The organism is Microbacterium sp. (assembly GCF_035554235.1).
Classification (GTDB): domain Bacteria; phylum Actinomycetota; class Actinomycetes; order Actinomycetales; family Microbacteriaceae; genus Microbacterium.
In genome coordinates, this window is record NZ_DATMIO010000187.1 from 1 (window position 1) to 22,001 (window position 22,001).

General features: G+C 70.2%; 24 protein-coding genes, 1 tRNA gene and 2 rRNA genes. 23 read left to right on the plus strand and 4 right to left on the minus strand.

Annotated elements, in window-relative coordinates; all coding sequences use genetic code 11:
• The 18 genes from VNT50_RS09680 to der form a co-directional block, all read left to right on the plus strand.
• Positions 1–398, plus strand: a 23S ribosomal RNA gene (locus VNT50_RS09680); the annotation flags it as partial.
• A gap of 112 nt (positions 399–510) precedes the next feature.
• A 5S ribosomal RNA gene (gene rrf, locus VNT50_RS09685) occupies positions 511–627 on the plus strand.
• A gap of 431 nt (positions 628–1,058) precedes the next feature.
• The gene (locus VNT50_RS09690; RefSeq protein WP_325484907.1) at positions 1,059–1,916 is read left to right on the plus strand and encodes a tetratricopeptide repeat protein; all 858 of its coding nucleotides are present in this window, start codon (positions 1,059–1,061) and stop codon (positions 1,914–1,916) included.
• A complete protein-coding gene (locus VNT50_RS09695) occupies positions 1,916–2,953 on the plus strand; it encodes an HAD-IIA family hydrolase (protein ID WP_325484908.1) in 1,038 nt (345 codons plus the stop codon). The genes VNT50_RS09690 and VNT50_RS09695 overlap by 1 nt, the downstream gene beginning before the upstream one ends.
• Before the next feature lie 17 nt (positions 2,954–2,970).
• Positions 2,971–3,162, plus strand: a complete 192-nt coding sequence (locus tag VNT50_RS09700) for a hypothetical protein (RefSeq protein WP_325484909.1) — start codon at positions 2,971–2,973, stop codon at positions 3,160–3,162.
• Positions 3,162–3,962: a TlyA family RNA methyltransferase gene (locus VNT50_RS09705; protein ID WP_325484910.1), complete on the plus strand. Its 801-nt coding sequence runs from the start codon at positions 3,162–3,164 to the stop codon at positions 3,960–3,962. Before VNT50_RS09700 ends, VNT50_RS09705 begins: the two co-directional genes overlap by 1 nt.
• Positions 3,959–4,933: an NAD kinase gene (locus VNT50_RS09710; protein WP_325484911.1), complete on the plus strand. Its 975-nt coding sequence runs from the start codon at positions 3,959–3,961 to the stop codon at positions 4,931–4,933. Before VNT50_RS09705 ends, VNT50_RS09710 begins: the two co-directional genes overlap by 4 nt.
• Complete coding sequence (gene recN / locus VNT50_RS09715; RefSeq protein ID WP_325484912.1) at positions 4,930–6,621, plus strand: DNA repair protein RecN; 1,692 nt, start codon at positions 4,930–4,932, stop codon at positions 6,619–6,621. The genes VNT50_RS09710 and recN overlap by 4 nt, the downstream gene beginning before the upstream one ends.
• 14 nt (positions 6,622–6,635) lie before the next feature.
• Positions 6,636–8,336 carry a CTP synthase gene (gene pyrG / locus VNT50_RS09720; RefSeq protein ID WP_325484913.1) on the plus strand — a complete coding sequence of 567 codons (1,701 nt, stop codon included), beginning with the start codon at positions 6,636–6,638 and terminating at the stop codon, positions 8,334–8,336.
• Positions 8,329–8,943, plus strand: a complete 615-nt coding sequence (locus VNT50_RS09725) for an NUDIX hydrolase (protein ID WP_325484914.1) — start codon at positions 8,329–8,331, stop codon at positions 8,941–8,943. Before pyrG ends, VNT50_RS09725 begins: the two co-directional genes overlap by 8 nt.
• Position 8,944: 1 nt before the next feature.
• A complete protein-coding gene (gene xerD, locus VNT50_RS09730) occupies positions 8,945–9,844 on the plus strand; it encodes a site-specific tyrosine recombinase XerD (protein WP_325484915.1) in 900 nt (299 codons plus the stop codon).
• Between the two features lie 199 nt (positions 9,845–10,043).
• Complete coding sequence (locus VNT50_RS09735) at positions 10,044–10,877, plus strand: ParA family protein (protein WP_325484930.1); 834 nt, start codon at positions 10,044–10,046, stop codon at positions 10,875–10,877.
• Positions 10,861–11,739 (plus strand): segregation and condensation protein A, encoded by an 879-nt coding sequence (locus tag VNT50_RS09740; RefSeq protein WP_325484916.1) that lies wholly within the window; start codon positions 10,861–10,863, stop codon positions 11,737–11,739. Before VNT50_RS09735 ends, VNT50_RS09740 begins: the two co-directional genes overlap by 17 nt.
• Positions 11,729–12,337: an SMC-Scp complex subunit ScpB gene (scpB, locus tag VNT50_RS09745; RefSeq protein WP_325484917.1), complete on the plus strand. Its 609-nt coding sequence runs from the start codon at positions 11,729–11,731 to the stop codon at positions 12,335–12,337. Before VNT50_RS09740 ends, scpB begins: the two co-directional genes overlap by 11 nt.
• Positions 12,334–13,137: a pseudouridine synthase gene (locus VNT50_RS09750; protein WP_325484918.1), complete on the plus strand. Its 804-nt coding sequence runs from the start codon at positions 12,334–12,336 to the stop codon at positions 13,135–13,137. Before scpB ends, VNT50_RS09750 begins: the two co-directional genes overlap by 4 nt.
• The gene (locus VNT50_RS09755) at positions 13,134–14,255 is read left to right on the plus strand and encodes a prephenate dehydrogenase (RefSeq protein ID WP_325484919.1); all 1,122 of its coding nucleotides are present in this window, start codon (positions 13,134–13,136) and stop codon (positions 14,253–14,255) included. The genes VNT50_RS09750 and VNT50_RS09755 overlap by 4 nt, the downstream gene beginning before the upstream one ends.
• Positions 14,248–14,988, plus strand: a complete 741-nt coding sequence (gene cmk / locus VNT50_RS09760; RefSeq protein WP_325484920.1) for a (d)CMP kinase — start codon at positions 14,248–14,250, stop codon at positions 14,986–14,988. Before VNT50_RS09755 ends, cmk begins: the two co-directional genes overlap by 8 nt.
• On the plus strand, positions 14,978–16,501 hold the full coding sequence (gene der, locus VNT50_RS09765; protein ID WP_325484921.1) for a ribosome biogenesis GTPase Der: 1,524 nt from the start codon (positions 14,978–14,980) through the stop codon (positions 16,499–16,501). Before cmk ends, der begins: the two co-directional genes overlap by 11 nt.
• Before the next feature lie 16 nt (positions 16,502–16,517).
• On the opposite strand, the gene VNT50_RS09770 is transcribed toward der, so the two are convergent.
• Positions 16,518–16,916, minus strand: a complete 399-nt coding sequence (locus VNT50_RS09770) for a hypothetical protein (RefSeq protein WP_325484922.1) — start codon at positions 16,914–16,916, stop codon at positions 16,518–16,520.
• Between the two features lie 18 nt (positions 16,917–16,934).
• On the minus strand, positions 16,935–17,351 hold the full coding sequence (locus VNT50_RS09775) for a GNAT family N-acetyltransferase (RefSeq protein WP_325484923.1): 417 nt from the start codon (positions 17,349–17,351) through the stop codon (positions 16,935–16,937).
• A gap of 96 nt (positions 17,352–17,447) precedes the next feature.
• On the opposite strand from VNT50_RS09775, the gene VNT50_RS09780 reads away from it, so the two are divergent.
• The gene (locus tag VNT50_RS09780; RefSeq protein WP_325484924.1) at positions 17,448–18,350 is read left to right on the plus strand and encodes an NUDIX domain-containing protein; all 903 of its coding nucleotides are present in this window, start codon (positions 17,448–17,450) and stop codon (positions 18,348–18,350) included.
• On the opposite strand, the gene VNT50_RS09785 is transcribed toward VNT50_RS09780, so the two are convergent.
• Entirely contained in the window at positions 18,347–18,730 is a 384-nt protein-coding gene (locus VNT50_RS09785; protein ID WP_325484925.1) for an RNA-binding S4 domain-containing protein, read from the minus strand. The genes VNT50_RS09780 and VNT50_RS09785 overlap by 4 nt on opposite strands.
• A gap of 51 nt (positions 18,731–18,781) precedes the next feature.
• Here VNT50_RS09785 and VNT50_RS09790 point away from each other — a divergent pair, with 51 nt between their 5' ends.
• The gene (locus tag VNT50_RS09790) at positions 18,782–19,969 is read left to right on the plus strand and encodes a low temperature requirement protein A (RefSeq protein WP_325484926.1); all 1,188 of its coding nucleotides are present in this window, start codon (positions 18,782–18,784) and stop codon (positions 19,967–19,969) included.
• Here the strand turns inward: VNT50_RS09790 and VNT50_RS09795 are convergent.
• Entirely contained in the window at positions 19,962–20,543 is a 582-nt protein-coding gene (locus VNT50_RS09795; RefSeq protein WP_325484927.1) for a GNAT family N-acetyltransferase, read from the minus strand. The two genes, VNT50_RS09790 and VNT50_RS09795, sit on opposite strands and share 8 nt — an antisense overlap.
• A 138-nt stretch (positions 20,544–20,681) precedes the next feature.
• Between VNT50_RS09795 and VNT50_RS09800 the strand changes: the two genes are divergently transcribed.
• The 3 genes from VNT50_RS09800 (at position 20,682) to VNT50_RS09810 (ending at position 21,919) form a co-directional block, all read left to right on the plus strand.
• Positions 20,682–20,755 (plus strand) — tRNA-Pro (locus tag VNT50_RS09800).
• A gap of 139 nt (positions 20,756–20,894) precedes the next feature.
• The gene (locus tag VNT50_RS09805) at positions 20,895–21,470 is read left to right on the plus strand and encodes a hypothetical protein (RefSeq protein WP_325484928.1); all 576 of its coding nucleotides are present in this window, start codon (positions 20,895–20,897) and stop codon (positions 21,468–21,470) included.
• Positions 21,467–21,919: a fumarylacetoacetate hydrolase family protein gene (locus VNT50_RS09810; RefSeq protein WP_325484929.1), complete on the plus strand. Its 453-nt coding sequence runs from the start codon at positions 21,467–21,469 to the stop codon at positions 21,917–21,919. Before VNT50_RS09805 ends, VNT50_RS09810 begins: the two co-directional genes overlap by 4 nt.
• Positions 21,920–22,001: the final 82 nt, after the last annotated feature.

Sequence of the window (22,001 nt, forward strand, 5' to 3'; positions counted from 1 at the left end):
CGATGTCGGCTCGTCGCATCCTGGGGCTGGAGTAGGTCCCAAGGGTTGGGCTGTTCGCCCATTAAAGCGGTACGCGAGCTGGGTTTAGAACGTCGTGAGACAGTTCGGTCCCTATCCGCTGCGCGCGCAGGAAATTTGAGAGGATCTGACCCTAGTACGAGAGGACCGGGTTGGACGAACCTCTGGTGTGTCAGTTGTTCCGCCAGGAGCACCGCTGATTAGCTACGTTCGGGATGGATAACCGCTGAAAGCATCTAAGCGGGAAGCCGGCCTCAAGATGAGATTTCCATGCCTTCGGGCGAGAGGCTCCCAGCCAGACTACTGGGTTGATAGGCCGGGTGTGTAAGCGTGGCAACACGTGTAGCTGACCGGTACTAATAAGCCGATGATTTGATAATCACCTTTCTAGGTGCTTGCGTCCACTGAGTGGTTCTCGATGTACGGTCGAGAACCGCATGAGCTGCTATGTGCAGCAACCATGCTTTTGAACGATTGAAACATCAATAGTGTTTCGGCGGCCATAGCGTGAGGGAAACGCCCGGTTACATTCCGAACCCGGAAGCTAAGCCTCACAGCGCCGATGGTACTGCAGGGGGGACCCTGTGGGAGAGTAGGACACCGCCGGACTTCTTCGTTGAAATGGCCACCCAAGGTTGGGTGGCCATTTCGCGTTAAGTCGCATGCCGCGAGGATCGCCGCAGCTGATGCTGCGGCCAGAAGGGGACCCCATGGTCGAGGAGAAGAAGGATCGCGACGCGGAGCGTTCTGCGCGCCCCGGATCCGGCGCCCCGCGCCCTGACAATCCCCCGCGCGATTCTGCGAAGCGTGCTGAGGGCGACCGCAAGCCGTACCAGAAGCGAGAAGGCGATCGGCAGCAGCGTTCGCCTCGTGATGGGGAGCGTAAGTCGTATCCGCGTCGTGATGGTGAGCGTAAGTCGTATCCGCCTCGTGATGGGGAGCGTAAGTCCTACCCACCGCGGGACGGTGCGCGCGCGCCACGACCCGAGCGCGGCGGCCGGGAGCGGCCGGCGCGCGATCCCCGTGCGGACGAGATCCGCATGGTGCGCCCGCGCCATGACGACCCGGAGCTGCCCGACGACATCACCCCGCAGGATCTGCACCCCAGCGCACGCAACGAGCTGAAGACCCTGAGCAAGGAGAACGCCGAGGGCGTGGCGCGCCATATGGCGATGGCCGCGCGCCTCATTGACGACGACCCCGAGCTTGCTCACCAGCACGCGGTCTCGGCCGCCCGCCGTGCCGGCCGCATCGCCGTGGTCCGCGAGACGCTCGCCATCACGGCGTACGCCACGGGCGATTTCGCCCTCGCACTGCGCGAACTGCGCACCTATCGCCGCATCTCCGGCAAGGATGACCAGATCGCGCTCATGGTCGACAGCGAGCGCGGAATCGGTCGACCCGATCGAGCCCTCGAGGTCGGTCGCGCGGTGGACCGATCGACGTTGGCCACGCCCGTGCGGGTCGAGCTCGCGATCGCGATGTCGGGTGCGCGCCTCGATCTCGGGCAGACCGATCGAGCCCTCCACGAGCTCGACATCCCCGAGCTCGACCCCGACCGGGCATTCGAGTGGAGCCCGGCCCTGTTTGCCGCGCGCGCGACGGTTCTCGAGGAACTCGGGCGCGACGACGAGGCCGCCCAGTGGCGCACGAGGGCCGAGATCGCGGCCGACGCCCTCGGGATCTCAGACGACGGCGCCGACGAGTTCATCGTGGTCGAGGAGATCGTCGAGGAGTTCTCAGACGGGGGATCCGGCGACATCGTCTCGGAGGACGACTCCGAATCCCCCGCCGCCGAAACCTCTCCGGCGTCCGCCGCGGTCGACGGCGTCGATGAGTTCGAGCCCGACGAGGCGGCCGAGTCGGCGGCTGTCGACGAGTCGGCGGATCGCGCCTGATGGGGCTGTTCGTGCGGCGCGCGGATGGCGCGACGCCGCTGGAAGGCGTGGATGCTGTGCTCGCCGACCTCGACGGGGTGGTCTACGCCGGCCCGGGCCCGCTGCCGTACGCGGTCGAGAGCCTCACCCGCGCGAGTGAAACCCGTCGCATCGGCTACATCACGAACAACGCCTCGCGCACAGACGCGTCGGTAGCCTCTCATCTTCGCGAGCTCGGCCTCGCGGCCGACCCGGCGGACGTCGTGACCAGCCCGCAGGCTGCCACGCGGCTGCTCGTGACCCGCGTCGCGCCGGGCAGCACCGTGCTGGTCGTCGGGGGAGAGGGGCTGGTCGTCGAGATCGAGAAGGCCGGCTTCCGCGTGACGCGCAGCGCCGAAGAAAGCCCCGCCGCGGTCGTGCAGGGGTTCGCCCCCGACGTCGGCTGGGCACAGCTCGCCGAAGCCGCGTACGCGCTCGCACTCCCCGAGGAAGAGGGCGGCATCCCCTGGATCGCCACCAACACCGACTGGACGATTCCCCAGGCCCGCGGCATCGCTCCGGGCAACGGCACCCTCGTGTCGGCCGTGCACACGGCCGTGGGCCGCCTGGCCGTCGTCGCCGGCAAGCCGGAGACGCCGATCTTCGAGGAAGCCGTCGCGCGCTTCCGCGCGCGGCATCCGATCTTTCTCGGCGACCGCCTCGACACCGACATTCTCGGCGCCAACCGCGCCGGCATCCCCTCGGCCCTCGTGCTGACCGGGATCGACCGGCCGAAGCACCTGCTCGCGGCCCCCGCGGACTCCCGGCCGACATTCGTGCTCGGCGACCTGCGCGAACTGCACGAGCCGTACCCCGAGGCAATCGTCCGGGGCGGCACCGTCACGGTCGGCGGCGCGTCGGTGCGGATCGACGGAGCAGACGTCGAGATCGTCTCGGACGGCGACCGACCGATCGACCTCCTGCGCGCCGGCGCGAAGGCCATCTGGGACACGGGCCGAGGAATCTACGGCTTCCGTGTGCCGGAACGCCTGTACGCCGACCCGTTCCATCGACCCTAGGAGCGTATCCTGAGGGCGTGAGCTCCCCCGTGAACCCCGAGTACGCCGACGGCACCGCGCCCGAACTGGTCAGCCGCCTTCGCGTGATCGAGGGGCAGCCGCTCTCGACGCGCGCGGCGGCCTACGCCGGCATTCACGAAGAGCTGACCAAGCGCCTCGAGTCCGTGCCCGCCGCAAGCAGTGCCGCAACCGCCGACGAGCCCGCTTGATGCCGGAGCGCCTCGACGCGGTCCTCGCGGCGCGCGGGCTCGCGCGCTCGCGAACGCACGCGGCGACACTCATCGCCGACGGGCTCGTGAGCGTCGACGGTCGCCCCGTGGTGAAGGCGGCGACGCGGGTGGCGGATGATGCCGACCTCGCGGTCGCGACATCCGATCACTACGTCAGCCGCGCCGCGCACAAGCTGATCGCCGCCCTCGACGCGTTCGGGGTGGACGTCGCCGGACGCGTCGCCCTCGACATGGGGGCCTCGACGGGCGGATTCACGCAGGTGCTGCGCGAGCGCGGCGCCGATCGGGTGATCGCCGTGGATGTCGGGCACGGCCAGCTCGCGGCATCCATCGCCGCCGATCCCGGGGTCGTGTCGCTGGAGGGCTTCAACGTGCGGCACATGACGGCCGCATCGCTCGCCGAGGCGAGCGGCATCGCCGCCGCGCCCACGCTCGTCACAGGTGACCTGTCGTTCATCTCCCTCGCGCACGTGCTGCCCGCGGTCAAGGCCACGGTCGCAGAGACCGCCGACATCGTGCTGCTCATCAAGCCGCAGTTCGAGGTGGGACGCACCGCGGTCAAGGGCGGTCTCGTGACCGATCCGGCGCTTCGCGCCGACGCGGTCGCCGGTGTGCTCTGGTCGGCATGGGACAACGGGCTCGGCGTGCTCGGCGTCGTCTCCTCCCCGCTGCCCGGAACGCACGGCAATCGCGAGTACCTCGCCTGGTTGGCGCCGGGGCGGGGGAGCAATCCGACAGAATGGTTGAGCACCGTGAACCGACTGGCGGGAGAGGCATGACCCAGGCCGACCGCAACATCCTCGTGGTCGCGCACGCCCACCGCGACGACACCGTCGACGCGGCCGTGCGCGTGATCGAGGCGTTGAGCTCGGCGGGCGCCCGCCCGGTGCTCGCGGCCGATGACCTCGAAGAGCTCCGTGCCGCTGCCGGGTCGTTCCCCGCGGTCGCCACGCTCGGCGCCGACATACCCGTCGAAGACCTGGAGCTCGCGATCGTCCTGGGCGGCGACGGGACCATCCTGCGCGCCGCGGAGCTCGTGCGCGGCGGCCCCGCGCCCGTGCTGGGCATCAACATGGGCCACGTCGGCTTCCTCGCCGAGATCGAGCGCGACGACATGGACGACGCGGTGCGCCGCGTCATCGCGCGCGACTACCGGGTCGAGGAGCGCCTCGCGCTGTCCATTCAAGTGAAGGATGCCGCGGGCGAGGTCATCTACGAGACCTGGGCCCTCAACGAGGCCACCGTCGAGAAGGCCAGCCGCGAGAGGATGCTCGAGGTCGTCATCGAGATCGACGGGCGCCCCCTCTCCACGTTCGGCTGCGACGGGGTGGTCGTCTCGACGCCGACCGGCTCGACCGCCTACAACTTCTCGGCGGGCGGCCCGGTGATCTGGCCCACGGTCGAGGCGATCGCGGTCGTGCCGCTGTCGGCGCACGCCCTCTTCGCCAAGCCGCTGGTCGTGGGACCCGAAGCCTCCGTCGCGATCGAGGTGCTCGAGCGCACCAACGGCATCGGCATCCTGTGGTGCGACGGCCGGCGCTCGCACGAGCTGCCTCCCGGCGCGCGGGTGGTCGTGCACCGTTCCACGCTCGACGTGCGCCTCGCGCGCCTGCATCCGGCCGCCTTCACCGACCGGCTGGTGCGAAAGTTCCGCCTGCCCGTCGAGGGGTGGCGTGGACCCTCGTCGACCTCCGGCGACATTGCGACCGTACCGATCGACACGACCCGCACCGCGGAAGGTCGCGCGTGATCGAGGAGATGCGCCTGCGCGATCTCGGAGTCATCGCGGAGGCGGTTCTGCCGATGGGGCCGGGCTTCACGGCGATCACCGGCGAGACCGGGGCCGGCAAGACGATGGTCGTGACCGGCCTGGGCCTGCTCCTCGGGCAGCGCGCCGACTCGGGCGCCGTGCGTTCCGGGGCGGAGCAGGCCGCGGTCGAAGGCGTGTGGATCGTGAGCGACGACGGCCCGGTTGCCGCGCGCGTGCGGGAGGCCGGGGGAGAGCTCGAACCGATCGGCGACGGGCGCGGGGAACTCTATGTCGCGCGCACTCTGACCAGCGAGGGCCGCAGCCGGGCGAGCGTCGGCGGGCGCGCCGCTCCGGCCGGGGTGCTCGCCGACCTGGCGACCGAACTCGTGGTGGTGCACGGGCAGTCCGATCAGCTGCGGCTGCGCTCCGCGGGCGCGCAGCGCGATGCCCTCGACCGGTTCGGCGGGGCGCCCATCCGCGACGCCGTGACGGCGTACCGCATCGCGTACGACGCGTGGCGGGCGATCGATGACGAATTGACGATGCTGACCGAGGAGCGCGACGCCCGCGCGGCGGAGGCCGCGCGACTGCGGGCGACGATCGCCGAGATCGAGGATGCCGCGCCGCAGCCCGGCGAAGACGAAGCCCTCGCGTCGCGGGCCGAGCGGCTCGCGAACGCCGAGGAACTGCGGGTCGCCGCCTCCGCCGCCCGCGAGGCGCTCTCCAGCGAAGAGGGCACCCCGGATGTGTCGGGCCTGCTCGGCGAGTCGCGTCGGCTGCTGGAGCGCGCGGTGGACCCCGCGCTGCGGGCGCTCGCCGACCAGATCGCCGAGCTCGGCTACCGCGCCGCCGACATCGCGATCGAGCTCAGCGGCTACCTCGCCGACCTGGATGAGTCCGGTCCCCACGAGCTCGCGGCGGTCGAAGACCGGCGAGCCGAGCTCGGGGTGCTCGTGCGGGCGCACGGATCGCTCGATGCCGCGATCGCCCTGCTCGAGAGCGGGTCGGCCCGCCTGGCGGAACTCGACGACGACGGCGATCGCGTCGAGCGCCTGGCGGGGGAGCGGGTGGCCGCGGCATCCACCCTCGACGAGGCCGCCGCGATCCTCACCGCGGCGCGCACCGAAGCCGCGGGTCGGCTCGCCGCTTCGGTGACCGCCGAGCTCCACGCCCTCGCCATGCCCGATGCGCGCCTGCATGTCGCGGTGACACCCGGCGCGGCATCCGCTCACGGCCGCGACGATGTCGCCATCCTGCTCGCCCCGCACTCCGGCGCCGACCTGCGGCCGGTCGCGAAGGGTGCCTCGGGCGGCGAATTGAGCCGCGTGATGCTCGCGATCGAGGTGGTCATCGCCGCGACCGATCCCGTGCCGACCTTCGTCTTCGACGAGGTGGATGCCGGAATCGGCGGCGCCGCCGCGATCGAGGTGGGGCGCCGCCTCGCCCGGCTGGCCGAGGCATCCCAGGTCATCGCCGTCACTCACCTCGCCCAGGTGGCCGCCTTCGCGACCAACCACCTGACCGTGCACAAGCAGAGCGACGGCAGCGTCACCGCGTCGAGCGTGCGCCGCCTCGAGGGCCCGGATCGTGAGGCCGAGATGGCGCGCCTGCTCTCCGGGCTCGCCGACTCCGATGCCGCCCTGACCCACGCCCGCGAGTTGCTCAGCCTCGGCTCAGTGACCGGCTGATAGGATAAAAGCCCGTGACAGGTACTCCACACGCGGACATTCGAAACGACACCCCTCCGACCACGAAGCACATCTTCGTCACCGGCGGTGTCGTTTCTTCATTGGGCAAAGGCCTCACGGCCGCAAGCCTCGGCAACCTGCTGACGGCCCGCGGTCTCCGCGTCGTCATGCAGAAGCTCGACCCCTACCTCAACGTCGATCCCGGAACGATGAACCCGTTCCAGCACGGCGAGGTCTTCGTGACCGACGACGGCGCCGAGACCGACCTCGACATCGGCCACTACGAGCGCTTCCTCGACATCGACCTGAGCCAGGCGGCGAATGTCACGACGGGCCAGATCTACTCCCAGGTCATCGCGCGCGAGCGTCGCGGCGAATACCTCGGCGATACGGTGCAGGTCATCCCGCACATCACCGACGAGATCAAGCGGCGCATGCGCCTGCAGGCGACCGAGGACCCGCAGCCCGATGTGATCATCACCGAGATCGGCGGAACGGTCGGCGACATCGAGTCGCAGCCCTTCATCGAATCGGCGCGTCAGATCCGCCACGAGCTCGGCCGCAGCAACGTGTTCTTCGTGCACGTCTCCCTCGTGCCCTTCATGGGCGCCTCGGGCGAGCAGAAGACCAAGCCCACACAGCACTCCGTCGCCACACTGCGCTCCATCGGCATCCAGCCCGACGCTCTCGTGCTGCGCAGCGACCGACCTGTCACCGAGGCCAACAAGCGCAAGATCGCCCTCATGTGCGACGTCGATGAGGGTGCGGTCGTGAACGCCGTGGACGTGCCGAGCATCTACGACATCCCGACGATGCTCAACGAGCAGGGTCTCGACGAGTACATCGTGCGCACCCTCGGGCTCGCGACCGCCAAGGACGTCGACTGGACGCGCTGGGGCAAGGTGCTGCAGGCCGTGCACAATCCCAAGCACGACGTGACGATCGGCCTGGTCGGCAAGTACATCGACCTTCCGGATGCCTACCTCTCGGTCACCGAGGCGCTCAAGGCCGGCGGGTTCGCGCAGGAGACGCACGTCGCGATCCGCTGGATTCCGTCCGACCTGTGCGAGACGCCCGAGGGCGCCGAGAAGGCCCTCGCCGACGTCGACGGCATCTGCGTTCCCGGCGGCTTCGGGATCCGCGGCATCGAGGGCAAACTCGGCGCCCTGCGGTTCGCGCGCGAGCAGGGCATCCCGACTCTCGGGCTGTGCCTCGGCCTTCAGTGCATGGTGATCGAGTACGCGCGCAACGTCGCCGGGCTCGAGGGGGCCTCATCGAGCGAGTTCGACCCGGACTCCACCGCGCCGGTCATCGCCACGATGGCCGAGCAGATCGAGATCATCGCCGGGGGAGACCTCGGCGGCACGATGCGGCTCGGCCTGTACCCCGCCGAGCTCGTGGGCGGGTCGCTCGCGGCGGAGCTCTACGGCGCCGCCCGGGTGTCGGAGCGTCACCGCCACCGCTACGAGGTCAACAACGCGTACCGCGATGCGCTCTCGACGGCGGGACTCGTGTTCTCGGGTCTCTCGCCCGACCGCAACCTGGTCGAGTACGTCGAGCTGCCGCGCGACGTGCATCCGTACTACATCGCGACGCAGGCGCACCCGGAGCTGCGCTCGCGCCCGACCGACCCCCACCCCCTCTTCCGCGGGCTCGTCGCGGCGGCTGTCGAGAGGCACCGTTCCAGCGAGCTGTTCGACGTCCCGAATGACTGACGTCTCGGGGGCTCAGGTCGCCGGGCCCGGGTTCGCAGACGGACTGCGTGACGAACCGCTCGAGGTCGACGTCACCGCAACCGAGGTCGTCTTCGAGGGCCGGGTGTGGGACATCCGCTCCGACACGTTCGCGTACAACGATCATCCGACCGTGCGCGACTACGTCGACCACAGCGGTGCGGTCGCCGTGCTCGCAATGGACGATCAGGGCCGAGTGCTGCTGATCCAGCAGTACCGGCACCCCATCAAGCACCGCGACTGGGAGATCCCCGCGGGGCTGCTGGATGTCGACGGCGAGCCGCCGGCCGAGACCGCGAAGCGCGAGCTGGCCGAAGAGGTCGACCTCGTGGCGGCCCACTGGGAGCCGCTCGTCACGACCTTCGCGACGCCGGGCGGCAGCAACGAGATCATCCACCTCTTTCTCGCCTCCGGCCTCTCCGCCGCGCCCGAGGTGCACGCGCGCGAAGCCGAGGAGGCCGACATCCGCATCGCGTGGGTTCCGCTGGCGGATGCCGTCACCGCCGTCCTGGAAGGGCGCATGCGCAACGCGATCCTCGGCATCGGTGTGCTCGCGGCGTCCGAGAAGCTGCGCCGCGCCGCGGGCTGACATGCGCCTCGATCGGGCAGTCGATGCCTACCTGCGGCACATCACGATCGAGCGCGGCCTTTCGGATCACACGGTCGAGGCGTATCGGCGCGACCTGTCGGGCTACACCGACTGGCTGCGGGCGCGCGACATCGACGACTCGACGGCGGTGACCCCCGGGCTCGTGGCCGACTTCGCGGCGGAGCGTGCGTCGGCCGAACCGCCGCCCGCGGCATCCAGTCTCGCCCGTCTGCAGTCCTCGGTGCGCGGCCTGCACCGCTTCCTCGCAAGGGAGGGGATCGACACCGACGACCCGTCCGGGCGGCTCAAGCCGCCGAAGGCCGCCCGCCGGCTGCCGAAAGCGCTGACGATCGACCAGGTGGAGCGGCTGCTCGCCGCGCCCGGCGACGACCTCACCGGGCTTCGCGACCGGGCTCTGCTCGAGCTGCTGTACGCCACCGGCGCGCGCGTGTCGGAGGTCGTGCAGCTCGATGTCGACGATCTCGCGCACGGCGATGTGGTGCGCCTGCGCGGCAAGGGCTCGAAAGAGCGCATCGTGCCGGTCGGCTCCTACGCGCGGTCCGCGATCGACGCGTACCTCACGAGGGCGCGACCCGCGCTCTCGACCCGTGGGCCGGCGAGCCCGCGACTGTTCCTCGGAGCGCGGGGAGCGCCGCTGTCGCGCCAGAGCGCGTGGCTCATCATCCGCGCGGCCGCGGAGTCCGCGAACCTCAGCGCCCAGGTCTCGCCGCATACCATGCGGCACTCGTTCGCGACGCACCTGCTGCAGGGCGGCGCCGACGTCCGCGTCGTGCAGGAGCTCTTGGGTCACGCCTCCGTGGCGACGACCCAGATCTACACGCACGTCTCCGTCGACGTGCTGCGCGACGTCTACGCGACGTCCCATCCGCGGGCGCGCTGATTCGCCGTCGGGATGTCGGGGGGCGGGCGGTCCCACGTGGCGGGCGCGACCCACATCGGCCCTCGGGCCGCGAGGCTCCGCGGGTCCTTCGTGCCGGTCGCTACAATCGAGCAAGCGGATGAGAGTGGGAGTGTCGGTGGCTGGCAGCGCGACGAAGGGCAAGGCGAAGGCCTCGATCACGGACGACGGCGGCACGCCCATGGGCCCGACCGGCCGCCCGTATCACGGGTTTTCCACACCGCCCCCGCTCGACGGACACGGCCCGGCGCGCATCATCGCGCTGTGCAACCAGAAGGGCGGCGTGGGCAAGACCACGACGACCATCAACCTCGCCGCCGCGCTCGCCGAGTACGGTCGCAAGGTGCTAGCCGTCGACTTCGACCCGCAGGGTGCGCTGTCGGCCGGGCTCGGCATCCAGACGCACGACGTGCCGACGATCTACGACCTGCTCCTCGACACGAAGCGCGACCCGCGCGATGTCATCGTGCCGACCGCCGTCGACGGACTCGACATCCTGCCCGCCAACATCGATCTGTCTGCCGCCGAGGTGCACCTCGTGAACGAGGTGGCGCGCGAGACGATCCTGTCGCGGGTCCTGCGGAAGGTCTCGCCCGACTACGACGTCATCCTGATCGACTGCCAGCCCTCTCTCGGGCTGCTCACCGTCAACGCGCTCACCGCGAGCCACGGCGTCGTCATCCCGCTCGAATGCGAGTTCTTCGCGCTCCGCGGCGTTGCGCTGCTGATCGAGACGATCGACAAGGTTCGCGATCGCCTGAACCCGACGATCACCCTCGACGGCGTGCTCGCGACGATGTACGACCCCCGCACCCTGCACTCCCGCGAGGTGCTCGAGCGCGTCGTGGACGCCTTCGGCGACGACGTGCTCGAAACGGTCATCGGGCGGACGGTCAAGTTCCCCGACGCCTCGGTATCGGGCATGCCCATCACCGAGTTCGCGCCCGAGCATCCGGCCGCACAGGCCTACTTGCGGCTGGCGCGGGAGCTGGTCGCCCGTGGCGCCGTCGCCTGACGAGCCCACCGTCGAGCCTGCGGTCGCCGAGCCCTCGGTCGCCGAGCCCGGGCGGTCCCTGAGCGAGCCCGAGGGGCGAGACGAAGGCTTCCGGATTTCCCTCGCCAACTTCGACGGCCCGTTCGACCTGCTGCTCAACCTGATCTCCAAGCACGAGCTCGACATCACCGAGGTCTCGCTCAGCAAGGTCACCGATGAATTCATCGCCTATCTGCGCGAGCTCGGCCCCGCCGAAGAACTGGACCAGGCGTCCGAGTTCCTCGTCGTCGCCGTCACGCTGCTGGATATGAAGGTCGCGGGGCTGCTGCCGCAGGGCGAGCTCGTCGACGCGGAATCCGTCGCTCTTCTCGAGGCGCGCGACCTGCTCTTCGCCCGGCTGCTGCAGTACCGCGCGTTCAAGGACGTGTCGACGTGGTTCGCCCGGCGCCTGGGCGCGGAGGACACCCGCCACGCGCGCACCGTGCCGCTGGAGGAGAAGTTCCGCCAGCGCGTGCCGGAGCTCGTGTGGACACTCACCCCGGACGACTTCGCCGCGCTCGCGCTGCTGGCGATGACGCCGCGCGAGATCCCGCACGTCGGGCTCGACCACCTGCACGCGCCCCTCATCAGCATCCGGGAGCAGGCCGCGATCGTGGTGACCCTCCTGCGCGGGCGGGAATCCCTCTCGTTCCGCGAGCTGATCGCCGGTGTCGCGGAGGCGGGGGTGGTCGTGGCGCGCTTCCTGTCGGTGCTGGAGCTCTACCGCCACGCCGCCCTGTCGTTCGAGCAGCTCGAGCCGCTGGGCGAGCTGACCCTCCGCTGGACCGCCGAGCACTGGTCCGAAGAAAACCTCGCCACACTGGGAGCCGACTATGACCGATGACGACGCTTCGACCGAAGAGGACGGCTCAGCTCCCGCTCACACGACGGATGTCGCGCGGCGACTCGAGGCGATCCTGCTGGTCGTCGACGAACCGCAGAGCCTCGTCAGCCTCGCCACCGCGGTGGCCGCTCCCGTCGCTGCCGTCCGCCAGGCCATCGAAACGCTCGTCGAGGACTACGACGGGCTTTCCGGCGGGCCCCGCCGCGGCTTCGAGCTGCGCGAGGTCGGCGGCGGATGGCGGATGTACGTGCGCGCGGAGCACGATGACCTCGTCTCCGAGTTCGTGAACTCGCAGGCGCCGTCGCGGCTATCGCAGGCCGCGCTCGAGACGCTCGCCGTGATCGCCTACAAGCAGCCCGTGACCCGCGGACAGGTCGCCTCGATCCGCGCCGTGAACGTCGACTCCGTCGTGCGCACGCTGCTCGGCCGCGGTCTCATCACCGAACTCTTCACAGACGCCGAGACGGGAGCGATCAACTACGGCACGACCGATGCCCTGCTCGTGAACCTCGGGATCAACTCGCTCGACGAGCTGCCCCCGATCGCACCGCTGCTGGATGACGGCGCCGACGGCTTCGATGAAATGGTGGCGCGATGAATGACGACGCTTCGACAGGCGGAGCGCCTGAGGGCGTGCGCCTGCAGAAGGTGCTCGCCAACGCAGGCGTGGCGTCGCGCCGTGTCTCAGAAGACCTGATCGTGCAGGGCCGTGTGCGCGTCAACGGCGTCGTCGTGACGGAGCTCGGCAATCGCATCGACCCCGAGACCGACATCGTGGATGTCGACGGTACGGCGATCCAACTCGACACCTCCAAGCGCTACGTGATGCTCAACAAGCCCACCGGCGTGGTGAGCTCGATGAAGGACGACCGGGGCCGGCGCGACCTCCGCGACTTCACGAAGGAATGGGACGAGCGCCTCTACAACGTCGGCCGGCTGGATGCCGACACCAGCGGCCTGCTCATCCTCACCAACGACGGCGAGCTCGCGCACGTGCTCGCGCACCCCTCGTTCGGGGTCACCAAGGTCTACATCGCCAAGGTCGAGGGCCGCGTGACCGCCCAGACGATCGCCCGGCTCACGCGCGGCATCGAGCTGGAGGACGGACCCATCGCCGCAGACAAGGCGCGGCTGCTCGACGCGTCCGGCGGCACGAGCCTCGTCGAGCTCACCCTGCACTCGGGGCGCAACCGCATCGTGCGGCGGATGATGGCCGACGTGGGGCATCCGGTCATCGACCTCGTCCGCCGTCAATTCGGCCCGCTCCACCTGGGAACACTCCCAGTGGGGAAGGCGCGCGAGTTGACTAAGGTGGAACGCGGCGCGCTTCTGACTTTGTCGCGCCAGGAGCCCGCTGACGACGGGACTCAGGGGGATTCGCGGCAGGAGGCCGAGTGAGCGATCACGCACGATCACGCGAGGGTGTCGCACCTCGCGTGTCGGGGACCGTGCGAATCGTCGGTGCCGGCCTGCTCGGCGCGAGCATCGGCCATGCCCTGATGGGGCGCGGCGTCGACGTGGCCCTCTCCGATACGTCTCCCTCGCAGCGCCGCCTCGCCATCGACTACGGCGCCGGGCGCGCCGAGCGCGAAGACGACGAGCCCTCGCTCATCGTCGTCGCGGTGCCCCCGGACGTCACGGCCGACGTCATCGAGCGCGAGCTCACGCGCTACCCCGACGCCGTGGTGACGGATGTCGCAAGCGTCAAGCTCGAGCCGCTCAACACCCTTCGCGGGCGCGGCGTCGACCTGACGCACTACATCGGCTCCCACCCGATGGCGGGGCGGGAACGAGGCGGGGCCATCTCCGCCCGCGCCGACATCTTCGTCGGCCGCCCCTGGGTGGTGTGCCGCGATGACCGCACTCCGGCATCCGATCTCGCCCTCGTGGAGGCACTGGCCCTCGAGGTCGGTGCCACCCCGATCGAGATGACGCCCGAAGACCACGATCGCTCGGTCGCCCTGATGTCACACGTTCCGCAGCTCGTCGCGAGCCTGCTCGCAGCGCGCTTCGTCGATGCCCCCGACGGATCTCTGCGCCTCGCCGGCCAGGGCGTGCGCGACACGACGCGGATCGCGTCATCCGCCCCCGAGCTGTGGGTGCAGATCCTCGGCGCGAACGCGGCGCCGGTCGTCGAGGTGCTCGATGCGCTCGCCGCCGACCTCTCCGGCGTCGCCGCCGCGCTGCGCGCCCCCGATGCCGCCGGAGCGCGCCGAACCGTTGCCGACGCCATCCGCCGTGGCAACGACGGCGTCGAGCGCCTGCCGGGAAAGCATGGACAGAACCGCCGGTTCGAGCAGGTCGTCGTCATGGTGGACGACACTCCCGGCCAGCTGGGACGCCTGTTCGGCGAGCTCGGTGAGCTCGACGTCAACGTCGAAGACCTCCGCCTCGAGCATTCGCCCGGGGCCCAGTTCGGCCTTGCCGAGATCAGCGTCGTGCCCTCGGCGGTGCGGCGCGCTCAAGAGGGTCTCGAAGAGCGCGGATGGCGGATTGCGAGCACCACCAATGACTGACCCTTCATCCGGTACCGAGATCACGAAGAACCCGCTGACCACGCCCTACATCATCGCGATCGACGGCCCCGCCGGCAGCGGCAAGTCGAGCGTCTCGAAGGCGGTCGCCCGCCGGCTCGGCCTCGGCTTTCTCGACACGGGTGCGGCGTACCGCGCGCTCGCGTGGCACGTTCTCTCGCATGGCGCGGACACGTCCGATTCATCCGCCGTCGTCGACGCGGCCGGCGACTTCGATGTGCAGCTCTCCCTCGACCCCGATGACTTCTGGGTGAAGGTGGGCGCCACCGATGTGACTCACGCGATCCGCGAGCCGCGCGTCACCGAGGCGGTCAGCGGCGTCGCCCGCGTGCCGGCCGTGCGGCATGGCATCAACACCTACTTCCGGGCGCTCGTGGCCGCGGCCGATGCGCCGGGTGTCGTCGTCGAGGGACGCGATATCACCACCGTCGTCGCTCCCGATGCGCCCGTGCGCGTGCTGCTGACCGCAGCCCCCGACGTGCGCGCCGCACGACGCGCCAGAGAACTGACCACACAGGATGCCTCGGCCGTGGCCGACGCGCTGCACAGGCGCGACGCATCCGACTCGACGGTCGTCGACTTCCTCACCGCCGCACCCGGCGTCGAGGTCGTGGACTCGACCGAACTGGACTTCGATCAGACCGTCTCCGCGGTGATCGACGTCGTTGACCGCACGCTCGGCGTGCACGAAGCAGGAGGCCCGCATGGGCGCTGAAGAAGAGTACGAGGGCGCGCCGGATCAGCTCGCCGACAAGCTGGCCGACCTCGACGAGGAGCTCGCCGAACAGCGGGCCTCCGCGCTGCGCGCGGGGCTCGAGGACTACGAGCTCGACGAAGACGACGCGGCACTGCTGGCAGGTCTCGAGCTCGGCGAAGACGGGATCCAGTACCTCCCCGCACTTCCCGTCGTCGCCATCGTCGGACGACCGAACGTGGGGAAGTCCGCCCTGGTGAACCGCATCCTGGGCCGCCGTGAAGCCGTGGTGGAGGACACCCCGGGAGTCACGCGCGACCGGGTGACGTACAAGGCCGAGTGGCTGGCGCGCCGCTTCTCGCTCGTCGACACGGGCGGCTGGGAGCCCGATGCCCGCGGCATCGACGCGTCCGTGGCGGCCCAGGCGGAGGTCGCGATCGACCTGTGCGACGTCGTGCTGTTCGTCGTCGACGCGATGGTCGGTGCGACCTCGACCGACGAGCACGTCGTGCGTCTGCTCCGAAAGAGCGGCAAGCCCGTCTTCCTGGTCGCCAACAAGGTCGACGACGCGCGGCACGAGCCCGAGGCCGCCGCGCTGTGGGGCTTGGGGCTGGGCGAGCCGTATCCGGTGTCGGCCATCCACGGCCGCGGCGTCGCAGACCTGCTCGACGCGGTCATGAAGGTGCTGCCCGAGATCTCCGCCGTCGCGAAGCAGGAGATCGGCGGCCCGCGCCGCGTGGCGATCCTCGGCCGGCCGAACGTCGGCAAGTCGTCGCTGCTCAACAAGGCGGCGGGCGAGGAACGGGTGGTCGTCAACGAGCTCGCCGGCACGACCCGCGATCCCGTCGACGAGATCGTCGAGCTCGGCGGGAAGCTGTGGCGCTTCGTCGACACGGCCGGCATCCGCCGCCGCGTGCACCTGCAGCAGGGCGCCGACTTCTACGCGTCGCTGCGCACCTCCGCGGCGCTGGAGAAGGCCGAAGTGGCCGTCGTCGTGCTCGATGTCTCGGAGCAGATCAGCGAGCAGGACGTGCGCATCATCGATCTCGTGCTGGAGTCGGGCCGCGCGCTCGTGCTGGCCTTCAACAAGTGGGACCGCCTGAGCGACGACGACCTCGAGGGCGCGGACCGGCGCCGGTACCTCGAGCGCGAGATCGAGCAGGACCTCGCGCACGTGGCCTGGGCCCCGCGTGTCAACATCTCCGCGCGCACGGGTCGTCACCTCGAGAAGCTCGTCCCGGCCCTCGAGACGGCGCTCGAGTCATGGGATCAGCGCATCCCGACCGGCAAGTTCAACGCGTTCCTCGCGGAGCTGGTCGCCGAGCACCCGCACCCCCTCCGTGGTGGCAAGCAGCCCCGCATCCTCTTCGGCACGCAGGCGGCCAGCCGCCCGCCGACGTTCGTGCTGTTCACGACCGGATTCCTCGACCCGGGCTACCGCCGCTTCGTGCAGCGCCGCCTGCGCGAGCTGTACGGTTTCGAGGGCTCGCCGATCGTGATCAACATGCGGGTGCGCGAGAAGCGCACGCGCTGAGCCGCGGGCCTGGCGCTCAGCTGAGCGCGATGACGAGCGTGCACGCGGCGAGCACCGCGCACACCGGGGTCATCGTGTATCGCTCGGGCTTGCTGCGCGATATCGCGTTCGCGACGATGCCGAGCGTGAAGTAGCCGAAGATCACCCAGGTCGTCACGACCACGAACGGCCCGTCGCCGAGAACCTCGACCAGGCCGGCCCGGGCGAGCAGCACGAGCGCGATGAACGCGTACAGCACGATCGACACGACGCTGCCGACACGCAGGCGGGCGGGCAGCACGCGGTGCCGCCCGCCCCACACGAAGTGGCCGAGCGGGGCGCCGAAGGCGACGCACAGCTGCAGGATCGCGAGGGCGGCGAGGATCGCGACCGCGAGGACGACGGCGACGGCGACAAGCGCGGAAAAGTCGGGCACCGGGCAAGTAAACCAGGTTCACCGCATGTGGGATGCCGCCGGCCGCACCATCGCCGTGGCATCCGGCTCGACGAACCCGAACCGCCGATACAGGTCGTGGGCGTCGGCGGTGAAGAGCACCCACCGGAAATCGCGCCCCGGACCGTTGTCGATCATCTCCTCGACGAGGCGTTTGCCGAGCCCGTGGCCGCGGTGCTCGGGCAGCACGAAGACGTCGGCGAGGTACGCGAAAGCGACCCCGTCGGAGACGGCGCGGGCGAGGCCGGCCAGGGCCCCGGACTCGTCGTACGCCCCCACGATCCGCCACGCGCTATCCAGCTGGGCCTCGAGATCGGCCCGCGAACGCCAGCGCCCCCAGTAGGCGTCGGTCGAGAGCCAGCCCCACACGACGTCGCGCTGGATTCGGGCCGGGTCATCGTCGAGGTCGTACGTCATCCGCCCATTCTGCCGACACCCGGTCGCGAGCCTCGCGGGCCGATCGCGGTTCGGTGGCCTGAGCGCCGATCCGGATCGATGTGACAGGGTGAAGGGGTGACGATCGAGCCCCCCGCACCCGATGAGCCGCGGCGCCCGCTGGGCCCGCGCGATCCCGGCGATGCCTGGGTCGTCGCCGAATCGGGGGAGCGGTACTGGGGTCGCTTCGGTGCCGCGGGGCTGCTCGCTCTCGACGCCGATCGCGGAGTGCTGCTGCAGCATCGTGTCTCCTGGAGCCACCACGGCGGCACGTGGGCGCTGCCCGGCGGAGCTCGGCACCAGGGCGAGAGCGCCATGGCTGGCGCCCTGCGTGAGGCGGCGGAAGAAGCGGGTGTGCCCCTCGGGGCCGTGCGCCCGCGGTTCTCGAGCGTTCTCGACCTCGACGTGTGGACCTACGCGACGGTCGTCGCCGACGTGCTCGAACCGTTCGAACCGGTGATCAGCGATCCCGAGAGCTATGCCCTGGAGTGGACGCCGGTCGCCGACGTCGACGCCCAGCCGCTGCATCCGGGATTCGCCCGGGCCTGGGCGGGCCTGCGCGAGCTGCTGGACGTGCGTCCCGCGATCGTCGTCGACGGGGCGAACGTCGTGGGATCGGTGCCGGACGGGTGGTGGCGCGACCGGCCCGGCGCCGCCGCGCGGCTGCTCGGACGGCTCACGATGCTCGACGCCGAAGGAATGGATGCCGCGGCGCTCGGCCTTGCCGCATCCCGCTGGTACCCCGAGCTCGTGCTCGTCGTCGAGGGTCAGGCGCGCGCTCTCGAGGGCGGCGACGCCGCGGTGCGTGTCGTGCGTGCGCCCGGGGAGGGCGACGACGCGATCGCGGCCGAGGCCGCGCGCCTCGTCGGCGCCGGGCGCACGGTGACGGTCGTCACGAGCGACCGCGGGCTCGCGCAGCGGGCGACGGATGCCGGGGCCTCGGTGCGCGGCACCCGCTGGCTGCTCGACCTTCTGCCCTAGGGCTCCGAGCGCCCGCGGAGCTTCTCGATGTCGCGACGCTCGCGCTTGGTGGGGCGGCCTGCGCCGCGATCCCGCATCGGCACGAGCGCGCGCTCCGAGAGCGGGGGCGGCGGGGGAGTTCGATCCTCCGCGGCCTCGGCCACGAGGGCCGCCCCGACGCGCTTGACGATGAGCCTGCGCACGATCAGGATCCGGTCGAACCCGGCGATGCGCACGCGCAGCTCGTCACCGATCCGCACGGGCTGCGCGGCCTTCGCCCGGTCGCCGTTCACCCGCACATGCCCCGCACGGCATGCGGCCGTTGCCGCAGACCGGGTCTTGTAGACCCGGACGGCCCAGAGCCAGCTGTCGACCCGTGCGGAGGTCGCGGCATCCACCATTCCGTCACCCTCCGTTGAGTGAACTCATCATCGCACCGCAAGAATGGAGTCATGACCGACGTGATCACCCGAATGGGCCTGCGCCGCATGCTTCCGCGCGACTCCGACGCGCCGCACCGCGCGGCGACGCCCCTCGAACTGCTCTTCGACCTCGTCTTCGTGGTCGCCGTCTCGCAGGCGTCGCAGAACCTGCATCACATGATCGCCGAGGAGCACGTCGGGCCGGCGATCGTCGGCTACCTCATGGTGTTCTTCTCGATCTGGTGGGCGTGGATGAACTTCTCGTGGTTCGCGTCGGCGTTCGACACCGACGACTGGCTCTATCGGGTCACCACGATCGTCCAGATGGCCGGCGTCCTCGTGCTCGCCGCCGGCGTGCACGACGCCATGGTCGACCAGGACTTCACGACCGTCACGTGGGGCTACGTCATCATGCGGCTCGCGATGGTGGCGCAATGGCTGCGTGCCGCGGCATCCGATCCCTCGTCGCGCGCGACGACGTTGCGCTTCGCCGTCGGCATCACCGGCGTGCAGGTGCTGTGGGTCGCCCGGATGTACCTGCTCGATGACCAGTGGCAGTTCTGGACGTTCTTCCTGCTCGTGGCGGCGGAGCTTCTCGTGCCGGTGTGGGGCGAGACGCACGGTCGCACGTCGTGGCACGCGGAGCACATCGCCGAGCGCTACGGCCTGTTCACCCTGCTGCTGCTCGGCGAGAGCCTGCTGGCGTCGGCGAACGCGATCATCGACGCCGTGGCCGAGGGGGAGCACGTGACCGAGTTGCTCTGGCTCGCGGCGAGCGGAATCGTGCTCGCGGCCGGCATGTGGTGGGTGTACTTCGCCCGCGATCAGGCGGACGGGCTCACATCGAGCCGCGCCGGCTTCACCTTCGGCTACCTGCACTATGTGATCTTCGCCGCGGCGGGTGCCGTTTCGGCGGGTGTCGAGGTGCAGATCGACGTGCTCACCGACCACACGCACGTGTCACAGACCGTCGCCGGGCTCTCGCTGTCGCTGCCGGTGGCCTTCTTCGTGCTCGGCGTCTGGCTCGTGGCGCTGCGCCCGCGCATCTCCCGGGCGTCAACCGTCGGCGTGCTGGCGGGCGCGGTGCTGATCGGACTGTGCGGATTGCTGCCGGCGGCGTCCTTCGTCGTGACGGCTGTGGTGCTCGCGGGGGTCGTCGTCGTGCTGGAGCGGGATGCCGTGGTCACCGGGCGCGCGCGAGCCTTGCCGGCTATGTGAGCTCGAGCTGGACGATCGCCCGATCCGCCCGCGGCCGCGCGACCTCGGTGAATCCGGCGGCGAGGAACACCGACAGCACTCCCCGGTAGAGCTCGTTCGAGGAGTGCTTGGCGGCGGTCGGGTCGAGCGGGTACGCCTCGATCACCCGAGCCCCGCGGGCACGGGCGTGATCGATCGCAGCCTCCAGCAGGGCGGCGTTGAGCCCGCGCCCGCGGTGCTCCCGGCGCACGACGAAGCACGACACAGACCACACGGACGGGTCATCGAGCGGCTGCGCCGTCGCACCCACGATCTCCCGGGTGCGACCGATGCGCACCTGCGCGGTGCGCGGACCGACGCGGACCCACCCCGCCGCCTGCCGGTCGACATAGGCGATCAGCGCCGGCGGGGGACCGGCATCCAGCTCGTTCCTGAGCAGCGCCTCGCGCTCGGCGATCGAGAGCTTCTGAAACTCGGCATTTGGGATCGTCCACCACTGGCATTGGCAGCTGCGCCCGTCGCCGCCTCCGGTGAGGGCGTGCTCGGCATCGTCGAAGCGGTCGGATGTCGCGGGCTCAACGGTGATCGTCGCCATGGTTCGACGGTACGCGGCGGCGGCGAGATCCGACAAGGAAGCCGTCGGTGCGCTCGCTCGGGCGTTCACGGCCGCCGCGCGGAGCGAGTAAGATGGGGGAGTTGTCTGCGCTTCGGCGCGGGCTCGACAAGTGAAAATCGGGATGTGGCGCAGCTTGGTAGCGCACTTGACTGGGGGTCAAGTGGTCGCAGGTTCAAATCCTGTCATCCCGACCGGAGAGTCCCGGGAACCTAAGGGTTCCCGGGACTTCTTAGTTGGTGAAACTTGACCACGTCATCGCAATGCCATCACTTTGACCGCTTCAGCGCCCTCTCGCACCGCGAAGCCTCGACTGGCTCGACTGCGCTCCGGTTGCCTCCGAACGGTGGGGCGACGAGCTGCGCACCTAGTAGGCATGGATGCGGTAGACAAGAGCGGGATCGTGCTCAGCGCGAGCGGGAGGAGAAGGCGCGACGCAAGAAAGGGATCGATCGCGCAAGAGCGTGGGCAGCGGAGCATCCGGAGGAGCGTCAGCAAGCGCGCGAGCGGTACAAGCAGAAGCACCCGGACGCGTACAAGCAGGCTCAGCGCGACTACTACTACCGGAATCGCGATGCGATCGCCGAGCGCCGGCGGGCACGTGAGGCTGCAGACCCGGAGAAGGCGAACGAGGCTCGACGCCGCGCGGTCGAGCGTGCCCGGGCTGCCGGCCGCGACCCGGCATGGTCGCCCACTCCTGACCAACGTGCGACCCATCGCGTCGTGTTCTTCGATGACCCGGCCGGCAACCACATCGAGCTCTCGGCCGAGATGGAGAGGTTCTGGGACGACTCGGTTATCTACGCAGCACGCCGCTGGGACCCCACTCCGCACAGCGTGAACATGTGGGGCGGCCAGACACCCGCCTGGCGGCGCACCAGCGAGACACGTGAGTCGGTGACGGCATGAGGTACGTCAGCTATCTGCGCGACGGCGCGCCCGGCGTCGGAATCGTCCAGGATGGCGATGTCGTGCCGCTCGAGGGAATCGCATCGATCGGTGACGGTGTGGGCGCGACCGAGCTGAGCGCCGCGGCCATGGTCGAAAGCGATTCCTTTCCGCTCGCCGAGGCGCACCTGCTCGCCGCCAGCCCCCGGCGGTCGAAAGTGTTCTGCGTGGGACTGAACTATCTCGACCACGTCGGCGAGACCAAGCGGGATCTGCCGACATACCCGGTGATGTTTCCCAAGTACGCGTCGAGCCTGATCGGGGCGGATGACCCGATCCCCATCCCGCCCGAGTCGACCCAGGTCGACTACGAGGGTGAGCTGGCCGTCGTGATCGGAACCGCGGGGCGACGCATCCGCGAAGAGGACGCCCTCGGTCACGTCCTCGGCTTCGCCGTTGCCACGATGTGACGATGCGCGACTGCCAGTACAAGACCCACCAGTGGCTGCAGGGCAAGGCCTCGGATGCCGCAACCCCGATCGGTGCGGAGCT